General features: G+C 67.0%; 13 protein-coding genes. 4 read left to right on the forward strand and 9 right to left on the reverse strand.

Annotated elements, in window-relative coordinates; genetic code table 11:
• Positions 1-61: 61 nt before the first annotated feature.
• The 5 genes from ACW18B_RS17090 to ACW18B_RS17110 form a co-directional block, all read right to left on the reverse strand.
• Positions 62-547, reverse strand: a complete 486-nt coding sequence (locus tag ACW18B_RS17090) for an SRPBCC family protein (RefSeq protein WP_492048214.1) — start codon at positions 545-547, stop codon at positions 62-64.
• A gap of 48 nt (positions 548-595) precedes the next feature.
• Positions 596-868 (reverse strand): helix-turn-helix domain-containing protein, encoded by a 273-nt coding sequence (locus ACW18B_RS17095; RefSeq protein ID WP_492048215.1) that lies wholly within the window; start codon positions 866-868, stop codon positions 596-598.
• Positions 869-949: 81 nt separating this feature from the next.
• Complete coding sequence (locus ACW18B_RS17100) at positions 950-1,399, reverse strand: hypothetical protein (protein WP_492048216.1); 450 nt, start codon at positions 1,397-1,399, stop codon at positions 950-952.
• 55 nt (positions 1,400-1,454) lie between these two features.
• On the reverse strand, positions 1,455-4,262 hold the full coding sequence (locus tag ACW18B_RS17105; protein ID WP_492048217.1) for an ATP-dependent DNA helicase: 2,808 nt from the start codon (positions 4,260-4,262) through the stop codon (positions 1,455-1,457).
• Between the two features lie 46 nt (positions 4,263-4,308).
• The gene (locus ACW18B_RS17110) at positions 4,309-5,295 is read right to left on the reverse strand and encodes a tetratricopeptide repeat protein (protein WP_492051758.1); all 987 of its coding nucleotides are present in this window, start codon (positions 5,293-5,295) and stop codon (positions 4,309-4,311) included.
• A 135-nt stretch (positions 5,296-5,430) separates the two neighbouring features.
• Here ACW18B_RS17110 and ACW18B_RS17115 point away from each other — a divergent pair, with 135 nt between their 5' ends.
• Positions 5,431-8,007, forward strand: a complete 2,577-nt coding sequence (locus ACW18B_RS17115; RefSeq protein WP_492051760.1) for a ligase-associated DNA damage response DEXH box helicase — start codon at positions 5,431-5,433, stop codon at positions 8,005-8,007.
• A complete protein-coding gene (gene pdeM, locus ACW18B_RS17120; RefSeq protein ID WP_492048218.1) occupies positions 8,004-8,711 on the forward strand; it encodes a ligase-associated DNA damage response endonuclease PdeM in 708 nt (235 codons plus the stop codon). Before ACW18B_RS17115 ends, pdeM begins: the two co-directional genes overlap by 4 nt.
• Before the next feature lie 6 nt (positions 8,712-8,717).
• Here the strand turns inward: pdeM and ACW18B_RS17125 are convergent, their stop codons facing one another.
• The 3 genes from ACW18B_RS17125 to ACW18B_RS17135 all read right to left on the reverse strand — a co-directional run bounded on the left by ACW18B_RS17125 (position 8,718) and on the right by ACW18B_RS17135 (position 12,982).
• Complete coding sequence (locus tag ACW18B_RS17125) at positions 8,718-9,326, reverse strand: thioredoxin domain-containing protein (RefSeq protein ID WP_492048219.1); 609 nt, start codon at positions 9,324-9,326, stop codon at positions 8,718-8,720.
• Positions 9,327-9,412: 86 nt separating this feature from the next.
• Positions 9,413-9,874, reverse strand: coding sequence for a DUF3429 domain-containing protein (locus ACW18B_RS17130; protein WP_492048220.1), 462 nt, complete (start codon positions 9,872-9,874; stop codon positions 9,413-9,415).
• Positions 9,875-10,033: 159 nt separating this feature from the next.
• Positions 10,034-12,982, reverse strand: coding sequence for an SEL1-like repeat protein (locus ACW18B_RS17135; protein WP_492048221.1), 2,949 nt, complete (start codon positions 12,980-12,982; stop codon positions 10,034-10,036).
• Between the two features lie 210 nt (positions 12,983-13,192).
• On the opposite strand from ACW18B_RS17135, the gene ACW18B_RS17140 reads away from it, so the two are divergent.
• Positions 13,193-13,408 (forward strand): hypothetical protein, encoded by a 216-nt coding sequence (locus ACW18B_RS17140; RefSeq protein ID WP_492048222.1) that lies wholly within the window; start codon positions 13,193-13,195, stop codon positions 13,406-13,408.
• Here ACW18B_RS17140 and ACW18B_RS17145 read toward each other — a convergent pair.
• Positions 13,405-15,051, reverse strand: coding sequence for a phosphatidylglycerol lysyltransferase domain-containing protein (locus tag ACW18B_RS17145; RefSeq protein ID WP_492048223.1), 1,647 nt, complete (start codon positions 15,049-15,051; stop codon positions 13,405-13,407). The genes ACW18B_RS17140 and ACW18B_RS17145 overlap by 4 nt on opposite strands.
• A 196-nt stretch (positions 15,052-15,247) precedes the next feature.
• Here ACW18B_RS17145 and ACW18B_RS17150 point away from each other — a divergent pair, with 196 nt between their 5' ends.
• Positions 15,248-16,453, forward strand: a complete 1,206-nt coding sequence (locus tag ACW18B_RS17150; RefSeq protein WP_492048224.1) for an acyl-CoA dehydrogenase family protein — start codon at positions 15,248-15,250, stop codon at positions 16,451-16,453.

The following is a 16,453-nucleotide window of genomic DNA, read 5'->3' on the forward strand; positions in this document are numbered from 1 at the left end:
GGATAAGTATCGGAAAACTATCCGGTAAGTCTCTGGAATATCGGGATTTGTGGTGTCCGGTTTATGGGGATGGCGGTGCAAGAAAGCTGTCTGTCCGCGATCGCCCGTTGGGCATCAGCTGGCGGGTGGCGACGCCGGTTTCCAGCAGGCTCTTGAGCGCCGACAGGATCACCGGCCAGGCCTCGGCGGCGCTGTGGCGCACCAAGCTGCCGCGCGGAAAACCGTCATGGGTCAGGGTCAGGCGCACCACCCCGTCCAGGGCCTCGATCTGAAAACTGACCCTCGATGGGCCCTCGTCCTGGCCGATATCGGCGTCCAGAAAGGTGAAGGCCAGACCGCCGGACGGGTCGCTCTGCAGCACCACGCCGGTGAAGTCGATCGCGCCGCGAGGTCCGTACATCACCACCGGCGATCCGACCGTCCAGGCGCTGTCGACCCGCGCCCCGAACCAGTAGCGCGCCGTAAGGTCAGGCTCGGTCAGGGCCAGCCAGACCGCTTCGCGCGCGGCGCGGATATAGACGACATAGACGAAGGCTTGGTCGTTCAAGGGGCGGTCTCGAGGTGGATCGTCAGGGCTTGGTCCTCTGATCGCGCGCTACAGGCCCGACCGCTCCAGGGCGTCGCGCACGACGTCCGGAGCATGGTCGATGACCCGCAGATAGGCGGTCAGGGCGGCGTCGGGCCGAGTATCGCCCTGTTCGAGGGCCGACAGCAAATCCGCATCGATGTGAAAGGCGCGGGCGAACTGCGTAGCCGACAGGCCGCTGCGCCAGCGCACGGCGCGCACCAGGGCGCGGGCCGAATAGGTCTGGGCCGGGGCGGCGGTCTCGTCGATCGCGGGATCGGCGGGATGGGCGGATCGGGTCATCGGAACGCTCCTCTTGGGGAGCCCCTCGTCTAGACCGCAGGCGGCGCGGAAGTTCGGCGGGTTTGAGGCTGCGATAAGATCCTAATGTTGCAGCAGCATCGTCTGGGCCTTCGACTCCACCCGTTCAACACCGCGCAGGGCGTCGCCCGAGGCCTCCAGCATGGTGTTGAAGGTGCGCAGGTCGGTGGTCTGGATGCGCTTGATCCGGCGGTCGCGAGCCCATTCCAGGCCGATCATCTGGCCCAGCCGGCAGGCCTTGGGCAGCAGGATGTCGCGCTCGCTCGGACCACCCCGGATCAGCAGCTTGCCGACCACCTCGTTCCAGTTGGGCGAGCCCGGAAAGCAGAAGCTCAGATCCTCGCAGGCGCCGGTCCAGAAGCGCTTGTACCAGAGGGCGTGCTGGGCCGTTTCGAACCGCAGGCTCTGGGTCGCCTGAACGGTCGACCGACAGTCATGACGGACAAAGTCTTCCGCCCCGGCTTCGCCGGCGACCAGCAGCGCCGCCAAGGCCAGACCCCAAGCTCGAATCATCTGCGCCTCCAAGGCCTTAGACCCAAGGACGACGTCTACCCGCCAAGTGTGACGCTCAAGTCTCGGTCAAGAATCCGGCCGTGGCCTCGATGGCCTCGACAAGGCTCATGCGCTCGACGGTGACGCCTTCCGGCAAGCCCGAGAATAGTCGCGTCGGCGCGGCGGCGTCCAGCATCACGAACACGCCGCGGTCGTCCGCCCGGCGGATCAGCCGGCCAAAAGCTTGACTGATACGCGCCCTTGCGGTAGAGTCATCGTAGCCTTTTCCACCAAAGCGAGCACGTCGCGCTTTGTGTAGAATATCGGGTCTGGGCCACGGCACCCGGTCGAAAACCAGCAAACGCAGGCTTCGACCCGGAACATCGATCCCGTCGCGGATGGCGTCGGTGCCCAGCAGACAGGCGTCCTGCTCGGCCCGGAAGATGTCAACCAGGGCCCCCGCCTCCAGCGGATCCACATGCTGGGCGTACAGCGCCAGGCCCTGATCGGCCAGCGGCGCGGCGATGCGCTCGTGCACGGCCTTCAGCCGCCGGATGGCCGTGAACAGCCCCAGCCCGCCGCCGCCCGCCGCCAGGAACAGCTCGCGCATGGCCGCCGAGACCTGCCGCGCATCCTCCTTGTTGACGTCGGTGACCACGATCGCCCGGGCGTTCTTCTCATAGTCGAACGGCGAGACCAGCCGCAAAACCTTGGGCGCCTGGGGCATGCGCGCCGCGCCGGTGCGCATCTCGGCCAGGGCGAACGGATCCTCCAGGGCCGGATCGGTCAGGGTGGCGCTGGTCACCAGCACCCCGTGGGCCGGGCTCAGAACGGCCGCCCGCAGGGGCTCGGTCGGATCCACCCAGTGCCGCCGGCACGCGGCGTCGACCACGCGCCCGTAGAGGAACGTCGCTTCGAACCAGTCCACGAACTCCGGGTCGTCCTCGGCGTCTTCGTCGATCGCCTTGAGGATCGAACGCCAGGCCGGCAGGGTCATCCGGGCCCGGCGATCCAGACCGCGCAAGGCCCCCTCGATGCGGGCCCGTTCCGATGTGCCCAGGTGCTCGGCGTCCTCGTCGAGCACGTCCTCCAGTTGCCGCGCCAGGGCCAGGAGCGGCGCCTCGATCCCGGCCAGAGCCCGGGCGGCCTCGCCGGCCCGCTCGCGCACCAGGTCCACCGCCGGCCGGGCGGCGCATTGCAGCCCCTGCTCGAACCCGCCGCGCTCACCGCTGCGGGCCCGCAATTGCTCGATCACCGCCACCAGATAGGTCTCGATCGGCCCGATCGGATTGGCCTGGCCATCCGGCGGCGCGATCCGGCCCGACCAGCCCTCGCCCGGCAAGGCGACGGCCGCGTGCAGCACCGCCGTCAGGGCCTGACGCGCGCCCTCGCGATCGCCCAAAATGTCGAGCAGCCGCGCCTCAAGGCCCCGGCCCCGCCGACCGCGCCCCTCGGGTCCGCGGATCCAGCGCCGCAGCTCGGCCGCCTCGGCCCCGGACAAAGCCGCCGAAAAGGCGCTGTCGGCCGCGTCGAACAGGTGGTGGCCCTCGTCGAACACCACACGCTTGACCGCCGTGGTCTCGTTGTCGCCCTTCAGCCCCCGAGCCGCCCGCGCCCCGTCAAAGGCCGCCTGGGTCAGGACCAGCGCATGGTTGGCGATGACGATGTCGGCCCGCTTGGAGGCTCGCACCGCCTTCTCGATGAAGCAGATGCGATAGTGCTGGCAGCCAGCATGGACGCATTCGCCGCGCCGGTCGACCAGGTTGGCGGCGCTGGCCTGCAGCGACGGCGCGGTCGCGAACAGGGTCGGCAGCCAGGCCGGGAAGTCCCCGCCGGTCATGTCGCCGTCGCGGGTCGCCCGGGCCCAGCGGGCGGTCAGGGCCAGACCGATCAGATCGCCATTGCCCAGTTGGGCGCCGTTGATCTGCTCCTGGAAATTCAACAGGCACACATAGTTCTCGCGGCCCTTGCGGACCACCGCCTTGCGGGCGCGGACGGCCGGATCGGGATAGATCGACTGGCTCTCGCGCTCGATCTGGCGCTGCAGAGCCCGCGTATAGGTGCTGATCCAGACGGAAGGCCCATTGGCCTCGGCCCACAGCGAAGCCGGCGCCAGATAGCCCAGGGTCTTGCCAACCCCGGTGCCGGCCTCGGCCAGCATCATGCGCGGCTCGCCCTCGTGTTCGCGCGGCTGGAAGACGAAGGCCGCCTCGCGGGCATAGGTGGCCTGGGCCTCGCGCACCTCGTCCAGGCCCGAGCGTTGCAGCAGCTCGGTCAGGCGCTCGCCGGCCCGTTCGGGATCGATCGGCCGCGTGCCGGACTCGCCCAGCGGGGCCTGGTCTTCCCATTCCGTGATGCGCGCCCAGACATCGAGACCCGAGCTGCGAAACTGGTTGCCGACCGGCGCCGAGCGCAAGGCGCCGATCACCGCCGGGCCCCAGGCCCAGCCGGCCTTGGCCAGGGTCTCGGCGACCGCCAGGGCCTCTTCCCGCGACGGCTGAGGGGTCAGGCGCAACTCGCCCAGCAGGGCGTCGGCCGAAAGCCTCAGGCTGGCGGCCTGCTCCGCCGCGCCCTTGGGCTCGGCCAGGCCCAGGGCCATCGACAGACCCACCGCCGACGGCGCGCAGAAGGTCGCCGGTCGCACGAAGGCATAGAGCTCCAGAACATCGAACAGCCGACCGCTGCGGGCCGGGGCGTGCAGGTTCAGCCTCTTGGCGGTCATCGCAGCATGGGCGACCAGGACGGGGCCGTGTTCCAGCAGATCGCGCGCGTCCGGCGCACGCAGCAGCCGGCCGTCGCCCTCGCCGTCCGCATAGCCGGCGCGGGGCCCGGGCAGCACGACGAGCGCGGGCGCGAGATCGAGAGTCGGCGGCGAAGCGGTCACCCGAGTCTGTTAGCACCTTGGCGGCGGAAACAGAATGCGAACAGCGTCAGACGATGCGCGGGTCGTCGTCGTCGCCGCGTTCCAGCCGGTCGATCGCCGTCTGGGCCTGCTGACGCACGGCCGGATCGTCGCTGTCGGCGGCGCGGCGATACATCTCCAGGGCGGTGTCCAGATCGTAGCGGATCCCCTCGCCCGCCTCGCACATCGCCCCCAGACGGTAATAGGCCGGCAGATAGCCGTTGTCGGCCGCCATCTGATACCAGCGTATGGACTCGACATAGTCGACCGGCACGCCCTCGCCGTTGTGGTGCACCACCGCGACATTGGCCATGGCGATGGCCGAGCCGTTGCGCGCGGCGGCCACGAACAGTCGCAGCGCCTCGGCGTCATCCTGGGGCACACCGTCGCCATCCGAATAGAGCGCGCCCAGATCATTCATCGCGCCGGACGATCCCGCCACCACCGCCTTGCGCAGCCAGTAGACAGCCTGGGCCAGATCGGCGCGCACGCCCCGTCCGTGATGATAGGCGTTGGCCACCTGGAACATGCCCAGTTCAGACCCGGCGTCCGCCGCCCGCCGATACCAGCGCAGGGCTTCCTTCAAGTTCTCGGCGACGCCGCCCCCGCCCTCATAGACGATGCCGACATTGTAGAGCCCGTCCAGACTCCCCAGATCTGCGGCGCGGCGATAGAGGTCCAGCGCCTTGCGGCGGTCCTGCGCCAGCCTGTCGCCGTCGAAATAGAGATTACCCAGCTCGACAAGAGCCTCGGGATCACGGGCCGCGGCGCCCGCCGTCAGCCAGCGCACGGCTTCCTCGACGTCGTACCGGGGATTGTCCTCGTCCAGATAGCCGAACGCCAGATCGACATAGGCCGTGACGTCGCTCGCCTTCCCCCGCTTGAGCAGGGCTGAGAAGGCAGGATCCTCCACCGCCTGGATCGCAGACGGCGTCGCGGCCTGACGCGCATGGGCGGGAACCGCCCCGCTCATCGCCAATCCGGCCAGCCCGACCGCGAACACCCTGGAAAACATGATCACCCCAGACAATCCCGGCGATTGTTGCGCGCGGAACGCGTCCGTCAAGCGTTGCAGCGCGAGAGGCGAGTTCGTCAGCGCCCCGCACGCTTCGTCTGGAAACGGAACGGGAACATGCTATATCGGCGGGCAATGCACGCGGCCGCCGCCCTACCTCCCCGCTTTCAGGATTGGTTCACCGCGCGCGGCTGGGCGCCGCGGGCCCATCAACTCGAGATGCTGGCCAAGGCGCGCGAGGGCAAAAGCGCTCTGCTGATCGCGCCCACCGGCGGCGGCAAGACCCTGGCCGGCTTCCTGCCCAGCCTGATCGACCTGTCCGAACGCCCGCCGCGCAACACCCCGGCCGGGATCCACACCCTCTACATCTCGCCGCTCAAGGCCCTGGCGGTCGATGTCGAGCGCAACCTGATGACCCCGATCCGCGAGATGGGCCTGAAGGTCGTCGCTGAAAGCCGCACCGGCGACACCGGGGAGAGCCGCAAGGCCCGTCAGAGGATACGGCCGCCCGACATTCTGCTGACCACACCCGAGCAGTTGGCCCTGTTCTGCGCCTGGGAAGGCGCGCGAGACTATTTCGCAGACCTCTCCTGCGTGATCATCGACGAAGCCCACGCCCTGTGGCCATCCAAGCGCGGCGACCTGCTGGCTCTGCACCTGGCCCGGCTGCAGCTGTTCGCGCCGAACATGCGCCGCGTGGGGCTGTCGGCGACGGTGGAAGATTCCGACCTGGTGCGGCGCTGGCTGGGGGGGCATCGCAGGGAAGAAGATCCTCCCCCTCTGGGGGAGGTGTCGGCGAAGCCGACGGAGGGGGACAGAGCGGCCGTTTCCGAGCTAGCCCCCTCCGGCCCTCCGGGCCACCTCCCCCAGCGGGGGAGGAGCACTGATTTCTCCGTCGATCTCGTCCTCGGCTCGGGCGGTGCGCCGCCGGTGGTCGAGGTGCTGGTGTCCGGCGGCAAGGTGCCATGGGCGGGTCATACCGCCGAGCACGCCATGGCCGAGGTCTATGAGATCATCAAGGGCGCGAATACGGCCCTGGTCTTCGTCAATACCCGCTTCCAGGCCGAGTTTGCGTTCCAGCGCCTGTGGGAGCTGAACGACGAAGGCCTGCCCATCGCCCTGCACCACGGCAGCCTGTCGGCCGAGCAACGCCGCAAGGTCGAGGCGGCCATGGCGCGCGGCGAATTGCGGGCCGTCGTCTGCACCTCGACCCTGGACATGGGCATCGACTGGGGCGACGTCGATCTGGTCATCCAACTGGCCGCGCCGAAAGGCGCCTCACGCATGGTCCAGCGGATCGGCCGCGCCAACCACCGCCTGGACGAGCCCAGCCGCGCCCTGTTCGTGCCGGCCAGCCGCTTCGAGATGCTGGAATGCCGCGCCGCCGCCGACGCCATTCTGGAGAACCATCTCGACGGCGAACTGGAACGCCTCGGCGCTCTGGACGTGCTGGCCCAGCACATCATGGGCTGCGCCTGTTCCGAGCCCTTTGATCTGGTGGCCCTGCACGACGAGATCCGCACCGCCGGACCCTATGCTGACCTGTCCTGGGAAGACTTCGAGACCGTCGTCGATTTCGTCTCGACCGGCGGCTACGCCCTGAAGACCTACGACAAGTTTCGCCGCATCGTGCCGGGCCCCGACGGCCTGTGGCGGGCTCGCAACGCCCAGACCGTGCAGCGCCACCGCATGAACGTCGGGGCGATCGTCACGGCCGCCACCGTCAATGTCAGGATCGGCGGCGGCAAGCGCCCCATGGGCGGGCGCAAGATCGGCGAGGCTGAGGAAGGCTATTTCGAGCAACTGGCCCCCGGCGACACCTTCGTGTTCGCGGGGCAGGTCTGGCGCTTCAACAGCCTGGTCGGAGCCGACGCCTTCGTCAGTCCCGCGCCCCATAACGACCCCAAGATGCCCAGCTGGGGCGGCTCGAAGTTTCCACTCTCAACCTACCTGGCCAGCCGCGTGCGCAAGATGATGCACGACGAAGCCGAATGGGTCGCCCTGCCCCAGGACGTCCAGGAATGGCTAGCCTGGCAAAAGGTGCGCTCAGCCCTGCCGGGCGAGGATCAGATGCTGCTTGAGACCTTCCCACGGGGGAAGCGCTTCCACATGGTCTGCTATCCGTTCGAGGGGCGCCTGGCCCACACCACCCTGGCCATGTTGCTGACCCGGCGGCTGGACCGGCTGGGCGTCGGGCCCCTGGGTTTTGTCTGCAACGACTACGCCCTGAACCTGTGGTCGCTGAAGCCCATGGACGATCTGGACCTCGACGCCCTGTTCGACCAGGACATGCTGGGCGATGATCTCGAGGCCTGGCTGGAGGAAAGCTTCATGATGAAGCGCAGCTTCAAGGCCTGCGCCCTGATCGCCGGCCTGATCGAGCGGCGCTATCCGGGCGAAGAGAAGTCGGGCCGCCAGGTGACCTTCTCGACCGACCTGATCTACGATGTCCTGCGCCGCCACCAGCCCGACCACCTGCTGCTGCGTTGCGCGCGCCAGGACGCCGCCACCGGCCTGCTGGACGTCGCGCGGCTGGGCGACATGCTGGCCCGCGTGAAGGGCAATATCCGCAATGTCCGGCTGGACCGCGTCTCGCCCTTCGCCGTCCCCCTGATGCTGGAGATCGGCCGTGAGCGCGCGCCGGGCGACGCTGCAGGCGAAGCGATTCTAGCCGAGGCTGAAGAAGACCTGATCGCGGAAGCCATGGCATGACCCGGTTCGAAACCAACGCCTGCGGCGGCCTGAGGATCGAGCTGGCCGGGACCAGCGTCGTGCTGCGCGGTTCTGGCGCCCTGTGGTTGGAGGGGGAGCGCACTCTGGTGGTCGCCGATCTGCATTTCGAGAAAGGCAGCAGCTACGCCGCCCGCTTCGGCCAAATGCTGCCGCCATACGACACCCGGGAGACCCTCGACCGGCTGGATCGGGAGGTCGCGGCGCTGTCTCCCGCACGCCTGATCTTTCTGGGCGACAGTTTCCACGACGGCGACGGTGAAAACCGGCTGGCCGCCGATGACGCCGAGCGCCTGGCCGGCCTGGCGCGCGGCCGCGAACTGGTCTGGGCGGTCGGCAATCACGATGAGGAGGGTCCGCGTATCCTGCCGGGCGAGGTGATCGCCGAGACCGCTATATTGGGCCTGATCCTGCGCCACGAACCCCAGGCCGGGCTACAGCCCGGTGAGGTGGCCGGCCACCTGCACCCCGCAGCGCGCGTTACAAGCGGTCGCGGCAGCGTGCGGCGACGCTGCTTCGTCACCGACGGCTCACGCCTGATCCTGCCGGCGTTCGGCGCCTATACCGGCGGATTGAATATTCTGGACCAGGCCTTTTCAGGCTTTTTTGGCGGGCCTGTGCTGGCGGCCGCCTTGGGTTCGACACGCGTACACGCCGTAGGGCCGAAATCACTGCGGCCGGATTGAGCGCTCTTATTGGCTGGCGGCCGCGATCGCGGCGTAGAGCTGCTCCAGCGTGCGGTAGCCAGGCTCGAGCTTTCTACCGTTGATCTCGAAGGTCGGCGTAGCGTTCACGTTGTGGTCCCGAGCATTGGTCTCCACCCGCTTGTTCAGGGCCTTGATCTGGTCCTCGTTCAGAACGCATTTGTTGAACTGCGCCTCGTTCATGCCCACGGACTTGGCGATATCTTCAAGCGTCTCCCGAGGCGAGATGAACACGCCCGGATGGCTGGCGAAGATCGCGTCATTGACGGCGAAGTACTTGTCCTTGCCGGCGCAGCGCGCCAACAGAAACCCGGCCGAAGCCACGGTGACTTCCGAGCCGCCGCCGACCAGCATCTCGCGAAACACGTAGTGCACCTTGCCGGTGTCGATATATTTCGCCTTAAAGGCCGGATAGACGTCCTTTTGCCAGGCTGCGCAGATCGGGCATCCGACGGACGCGTACTCGACGACGGTGATCTTGGCGTTCCTGTCGCCCATATCCATGTCGTCCGGCAGCGCCGTATAGGCCTTGGACTTGCCGCAGGCGGCCAAGCCAAGCGCGATCAGAGCAAAGACCGCGATTTTCAGAGAGCGCATCAGACAGGGACCCTGCGAACAGAAGCTCTACCTTAGGCGCTGTCCATCGAGTCGCAACCACTTGGGCGGCAGGCCGGATGCGGGGCCTACATATGCAGCGCCTGCTCAAGGGCGAAAGCCAGCGACACCGCGGCGCCGGATGTCAGAAGGGTGCGCATGCGCGGGCGCCAGGCCGGCCCATCGTGGTCGGTGACGTCCCAGACCCATTGCAGCAGGAAGACCAGCAGGAAACCTGAAAGTTGCCAGGCCGGATCAAAGCGAAGCTCACCCAGCAGAAGGCCGAAACCGGCCAGGGGGAACAACAACGACAGGCCCAGCACCCGCCAGCGAGGGCTGGGATTTTCAATTTCGAGCCCAGTTCGGACGCCGCCGAAATAGGAGACCATGGCCGTGGAATAGGCCAGCAACGAGATCAGGGCTCCATCCTGTATGCTCGGCGGACCGTAGCAAAACAGACCCGAAGCCACGAAAAACGGGATCAGGGTCGAGAGCCCGAACACCCAGACTGCCGGCGGCGCCGGTACGCGATCCGCCACAGGCTCGCTCATGACTCAACTCCTTCGGAAGGCCGCCGCCGCGACATTCCTTATGCTGGGCGCGACTATAACGAGACACGCCCATAGGTCCACGGACGAAATTGGACCAACAGATTCAGCGGTGACGGGCAAAAGACGACGGAAAACCGACCCAGAACGGGTGGTTGTGATTCAACGCGCGTAGACCGAGAGCCGGCTCAAGGTCTCGCCGTCAAGGGCTCCGGATGACGGCAGCCCCTGGTCGCGCTGGTAGGCCGCGATCGCCATGCGCAGGCCCGGAGAACTCACCCCGTCACGAGGGCCCTGGTAGTAGCCCAGCTGCGACAGGACACGCTGCGCGGTCCCAAGACCGGCGCTGGCGGAAGCGCCCGTGGTGTTCGCCGCTACGGTTGCGCCAACGGTCTGAGCGCGAAAGGCGTAGGCGGAACGATCAGCGGTGCGCTGGGCTTCCGCCGTCAGTTGCGGGCGCAGCGCGGCGGCTCGAGCCTTTGAGGTCGCGTCTCCGGCCCGCGCGGCGATCACATACCACTTATAGGCTTCCGCCGGGTTCTGACTGACACCCCAGCCCCCTTCGTAGAGCTGGGCCAGATTGAACTGGCTATCGACCAGACCCTGATCGGCGGCCTTGCGGAACCAGATGGCGGCCGTGGTCGAGTTCTTGGGGCCGCCCTCGCCCTTGAAGTAGAACAGGGCCAGATTGTGCATGGCCCGCGGATCGCCGGCCGTCGCGGCCCGCTCGGTCCAGCGACGGGCCTCGGCGAGGTCCTTTTTCACGCCGCCCTCGCCAAGCTCGTACAGCTTGCCCAGATAGAACTGGGCGCGCGGCAGGCCGAGATTGGCGGCCTTGCGCATGGTCTCGAGGCCCGAGCGGTCCTTGGCGTCGATCTTGTTGACCGCTTCGTCGAACAGCGCCTGGGCGTCTTCTTGAGACTGAGCCGGCGTCGGCGCCGTTTCGGCAGGGTTTGCGGGCGATGCGACCAGTTGCGGCGACAGAGCGACAGCCGCCCGCGCCGTGCCCGGCGCGGTGTCCGCTTCGCCGGTGCGAATCTCGACATCGGATTTACGGCCGGCAATGGCCTGGGCCACCCGATCAGGTGTCTGGCTCTCGCCGCCATCCGGCAGAAGCAGCAGTCCGGTGCCGCCGCCCAAGGCGCCGGCGACACCGAACACCATCAAAGCCGTAGTGAGGGCAGACCCGACCCGACGCTTCGGCTTGACCGAGGCCTTTGAGCCGAAGCCTGAGAACAAAGGCGCGCGCGCAGGCTTGTCCTTCGCCTTGTCCTTTTTGTCCTTCTTGGGCTTTGCTTCCACAGCGGCTGCGGCGCGGGCGGCGGCGCGCGCCTGCTCGATCACCTCACGCGTCGACAGGGGACGCGCCGGATCGGCGGCCTCGGGCGCGGAGAAGCTTTCAAAATCGGACGCCGGCGCGAAGCTTTCGACAGCGGCCGAGGGTTGCTGGCCGACGAAACCGTCAGCGGCCTCATAGTCCTCGTCGTCGAAACTGGGGGGCTCAGGATCAACCGCCGGGAAAGCAGCCGTCTCGAAAGCCGGCGCGCGAGCTACGGGCGGCGGCGCGTCGAAAACGTCCTCTTCCACGACGGCGTCGCCGCCGAAGGAATAGCTGCTGGTCGCGAACGGGGAGGCCGGGGGGCGAGCCGCTGGCGTGGGCGCCGGCGGGGGAACGACCTGCTCGGCCAGCTTGCGCTGCGCGTCGCTGAGACGGGTGTCGATCTTTTCCCGCGCCTCGTCGAGCATGCGCGCCGTGCGCTCTTCGCTCTGGCGAATGCGGTCGATCAGTTCCTGCGACGAGCGCTCATGACGCTGGTTCAAGCGATCGGTGACGCGCGTGACCTGCTCGCCGACATCGTCGATGGCCAGAGCGTTGCGACGCTCGGCGCTGCCGATGCGTTCGGCCAGCTTTTCGGTGATGCGGGCGATTTCAGCGCCCAGCTTTTCCAAGGCCTGGGCCTGGACGCTATCAGCGCGATTGAGCTTGTGTTCGACGGTCGAGGCGATGCGGGCGACTTCACCGCCCACCTGTTCGATGGCGGCGGTGTTGCGGCTCTCGGCGGCCTGGATGCGGCGGTTGAACGCGTCGGCGACGCCGACGACTTCGCGTCCCATGCGCTCGATGGCCTGGGCCGAACGTTGCTCGGCGGCCTGCACGTGGGCGGCCATCTCTCCGAGCTTCTTCTCCATGCGATCGAAACGACCATCGGCGCTGTCGCGGAGCTTGGTCGCCATTTCCAGGCGCGCTGCTTCCATGCGCTTGGTCAGATCGCCGGCCAGTTGGTCGAGGCGTTCCTGCACGCCGCTCGTCGGGTTTGCGCCCTCGACCGACTGCAAACGGCCGTCCAGAGCGGAAAAGGACGCGCCCAGTTCACGCAGCGCCTCGGCGGTGCGCGTTTCGGCTGCTTCCAGACGTTGGCCCAGCCGCGCCACCACTTCATCGACCAGGGCGTTGGGATCGCTGGCCGTGACGGGTTGAGCGTCGAGACGCGCTTCGAGCGCGGCTATGGCTTCGCGTGTGCGGGCTTCGCCGTCATAAAGATGGCCCGCGACCTTGCCGAGCGCCCCCTCAAGAGCGCGCAGGGCTTCGGCAGAGCGCGGCCCCACGGCTTCGGCTTCCATGCGACGCAGACGTTCGGAGGACCGGACCTGCTCGGTCTTGATCTCGTCGACAACGCCCTCGAAACGGGCGGCCACGGCGATCTGTTCACGCTCGGACAGGGCCAGGCGGCTTAGAGCGCCACGCACCGATTGATCGATACCCGAAATGGCGGCGGCCGAGCGGCCTTCCGCAGCCTCGATGCGATCGGTCAGCCGGTCCAGAGCGATCGCCACCCGTCCGACTTCATCGGCGGGGTGTTCGGCGATCTCGATACGCGGCGGCGCATCATCATCCTTGGCGATGTGAAGATAGGGACGCGCCGAACGGTCCTGGGCTCCGCCACCGAAAGTGTCAGCAACAGCAGCGTCGCCGCCCTGCCCTTCGCCCTCGATAATCATGCGATTGAGCCACTCGCCCAACGTCATGCCAGAGCGACGCGCGAGGTCCTTTGCGACCTCCCGTGCCTTGGGGTCTATCCCCTTTACGCTCCATGGCGCCGCGGCCGTCATACGAATCGTTCTCCCCGCACTTGGGGACCAACGCTAGTCACCGATTCCTAGGGTGTAAACGCGACCAAATCGCTAAATGTAGTGGGTGCGCGATTCATAAGTGGAAGAATCAGAACACAGCTCTGACCTTGTTTATCGTGGTTCAAAAGCAAGAGGGTTAATGCGTGTTAACCAATTGCCAGGCCGATTGTCGCAGGCCATGGAAAGCTCATGACCCTCACCATGACCGTGATCAGCCTTGTCCTGCTGATAGCCCTGGCCGTCTTGTGCGGATGGCGCGGAGCCCGCCCGGCCAATATCCTCAAGGGCCCGCGCATGGTGCCATGGCGTCCGCTGATGATGGTCTGCGTGGTCGCGATGTTGCTGCTTGTGGTTCATCTTCTGAACCTGCTTGGCATGCAGACGGGCGCCCCGGCGCGCTATTAGGTCGCGGGCCGTTTGGGCCGCTTGGTCAGGCCGCCCACGCCGCCCGAAGACAGCAGACCGATGTCAGCGAGCAGGAAAGGGATCGCCCATTTCCGCGGAGCGGCAATATAGCGCGGCTGCCAGACGGGGTCATATTTGTCCTTGTAGCGACGAACGCCCTGGAAATTGTAGATCTCTTCTCCACGCTCATAGAGCAGACGCCCCACGCGCGACATGATCGGCGCCAAAGGTCGATCTTCCAGGCCCGCCAGCGGCGCCATGCCGAACTCGAACGCCTGATAGCCCTCGTCCTTGCCCCACTGCAGAAGCTCGACGAACAGATAGTCCATCACGTTCTTGGGCGCGTCGTCCGAATAGCGCATCAGATCCATGGAGAACGCGGCCTTCTGCGCTGTCGTCCAGAGGGTGGCGAAAGCGACGATGCGCCCCTCAAAGCGCACCAAGGCCACGGGAAACTCCGACACATAGCGCGGCTCGAAGCCGCCCATCGAAAAGCCCTTTTCCCCGCCTGCATGGTGCCCCAACCACGCATCCGAGATCGCCTTGAGCTCATCCATCACCGCAGCGGCGCCGCCCACGGGCAGAACCTCAAAGGCCGCCCCACCCTCGCCGGCCTTACGCCAGTTGCGTCGCAGAACCTCGCGCCGTCGGCCGGCCAGGGAAAACGCCTCCAGCGGCACAGCCGCGCTCTCGCCGGTCTTCTGAATGGCCAGCCCCAGGTCGACGCTATCGGGAAGATCATCAGGGCCCAGCGCGTAGAACCCCGCTCGCGCCGCATGCGCGTCAGCCAGTTCGCGAAACCGCCAGAACAGCTCCATGCGCTCGTCGCGACGACCGATCGGCGGGCCCATCGCGATCCATGACCGCTTGCGCACCCCAAACATCAGAAAGCTCTCGCCCGAAGCGGAGAACAGGAAGCGCTTGTCCCCCAGCAACGCCAGGTTCGATCCGGGGTCAACGCCTTCGGCCTTGGCCAGGATCGCTCGAACGCGATCAAAGGCCTGATCGGTGTCATCGACCACGGGCGGCATGGCGGGGGTTGAGATCATACGCCAGACGCCGATGGCCAGAAGCAGGACCCCGGCGGCCGCGGACGAGCGAATAGCCCGCGCGGCGTCCTGATTGCCCATGACGCGCATCCATGACTGATCGGCGTAGGCGGTATGGGTGAAGATCCACCAGCCCGACAGCGTCACCCCCGCCAGAGCAGCGCCGGCCGATAACAGCCAGGCCGGCGTGATCTCCATGCGGAACAGCGCGGCCTTACGATGGAAGGCTTCGTGGAAGGGCAGGATCAGCAACAGGCAGATGGTCAGAAGCGTCGTCTCTTCCCAGTTCAGCCCCTTGAAAATCGCCAGTACGGCGGCCGCGCCCAGGCAGATGACCGCCGCCCACCAGGCGCCGTCGAGGCGAGAGCGCAGGCCGAAAGCCAGGAGAAGCAGAACCAGCCCAAGGATCGACGACACGAAGTGGCTGATCTCGATCAGCAGACTGGGCGCGAAGGCCAGCAGCAGGGCAAAACGGGTAGGTTCCGACGGCGTGGCGCCGGACGCCAGCAGCATTACCCCGGCAGACGCCGCCAGTATCGCGGCCAGGGTCGGCGCGATTGCCAGGGCCGCGGGTCTCAGTTCAGGCGCGGACATCAAAATTCCGGTTCGGCGAATCCCCAGCGGGACCCCACGGTTGGCCTAGTTATACGCCGGAACGCCTCGGAAGGTCGCGCCCCTTGCGGCAAACGACCGTTTGAATCAACTTGCCCAGCGCGCACGGTCGCGTAGTCTGACGACGAGCGGCGCGCGCAACGCGCCCACAAAGAACGATCCTAAGGGAGAGACGATCATGGCCGACTTCGGGGGAACCGAAATCGACGCCTTCCGCGCAGAGACGCGCGCGTGGCTGGAAGCCAACTATCCGCCATCGCTGAAGGCGCCCATGGGTGAGGACGACGCCCCCTGGGGTGGTCGCAAGATGGTCTGGAAAAATCCCGACGCCAAGCTTTGGCTGGACCGCATGGCCGAACGGGGTTGGACCGCGCCGACCTGGCCCAAAGAGTATGGCGGCGGCGGCCTCTCCAAAGAGCAGGCCAAGATCCTGGAGCAGGAGCTGCGCCGCATCAAAGCACGCCCCGCCTTGATGAGCTTCGGCGTCTGGATGCTGGGCCCGGTGCTGCTGGAATACGCCACCGAAGAACAGAAGAAGCGCTTCCTGCCGTCCATCGTGCGCGGCGAAACCCGATGGTGCCAGGGCTATTCCGAGCCAGGCGCGGGCTCGGACCTCGCCGCCTTGCAGACCAAGTGCGAGGACAAGGGCGACCACTATCTGATCAACGGCCAGAAGGTCTGGACCAGCTACGCCGACCAGGCCGACTGGATCTTCTGCCTGGTGCGCACCGACACGACCAAGAAGCACGAAGGCATCTCGTTCGTGCTGTTCGACATGACCACACCCGGCGTCGACGCGCGGCCGATCAAGCTGATCAGCGGTTCCTCGCCCTTCTGCGAAACCTTCTTCGACAATGTGAAGGTTCCCAAAGAGCAGTTGGTCGGCAAGCTGAACGGCGGCTGGGACATCGCCAAGCGGCTGCTGCAGTACGAACGCCAGAACATCTCGGCCAGCGGCTTCGGCGGCGGCGGCGGGCTCGACGTGGTCGAGGCGGCCAAGTCCGAGGTCGGCGTCGATGATCAGGGTCGCATTGCCGACGGTGATTTGCGCGCCCGCATCGCGGCCCACCGCATGGACGCCCACGCCTTCCTGCTGACGGTGCGCAGGGCTGAAACAGAGTCGAAGACCGGCAAAGGCCCCAGCGCCGCCGTCTCGATCATCAAATACGCCGCCGCCAAGATGAACCAGGACCGCACAGAGCTTCTGGTCGAAGCCCTGGGCCTGCAAGGTCTGGGCTGGGAAGGGCCGGGCTTCAACGCCGAAGAACTTGCCGCCATGCGCGCGATGCTGCGCGCCAAGGGCAACTCGATCGAAGGCGGCACCAGCGAGGTGAACCTCAACGTGGTCGCCAAGCGTGTGCTTGGCCTGCTGGACCACCAATAG

Source organism: Caulobacter sp. FV2ps19, assembly GCF_058681035.1.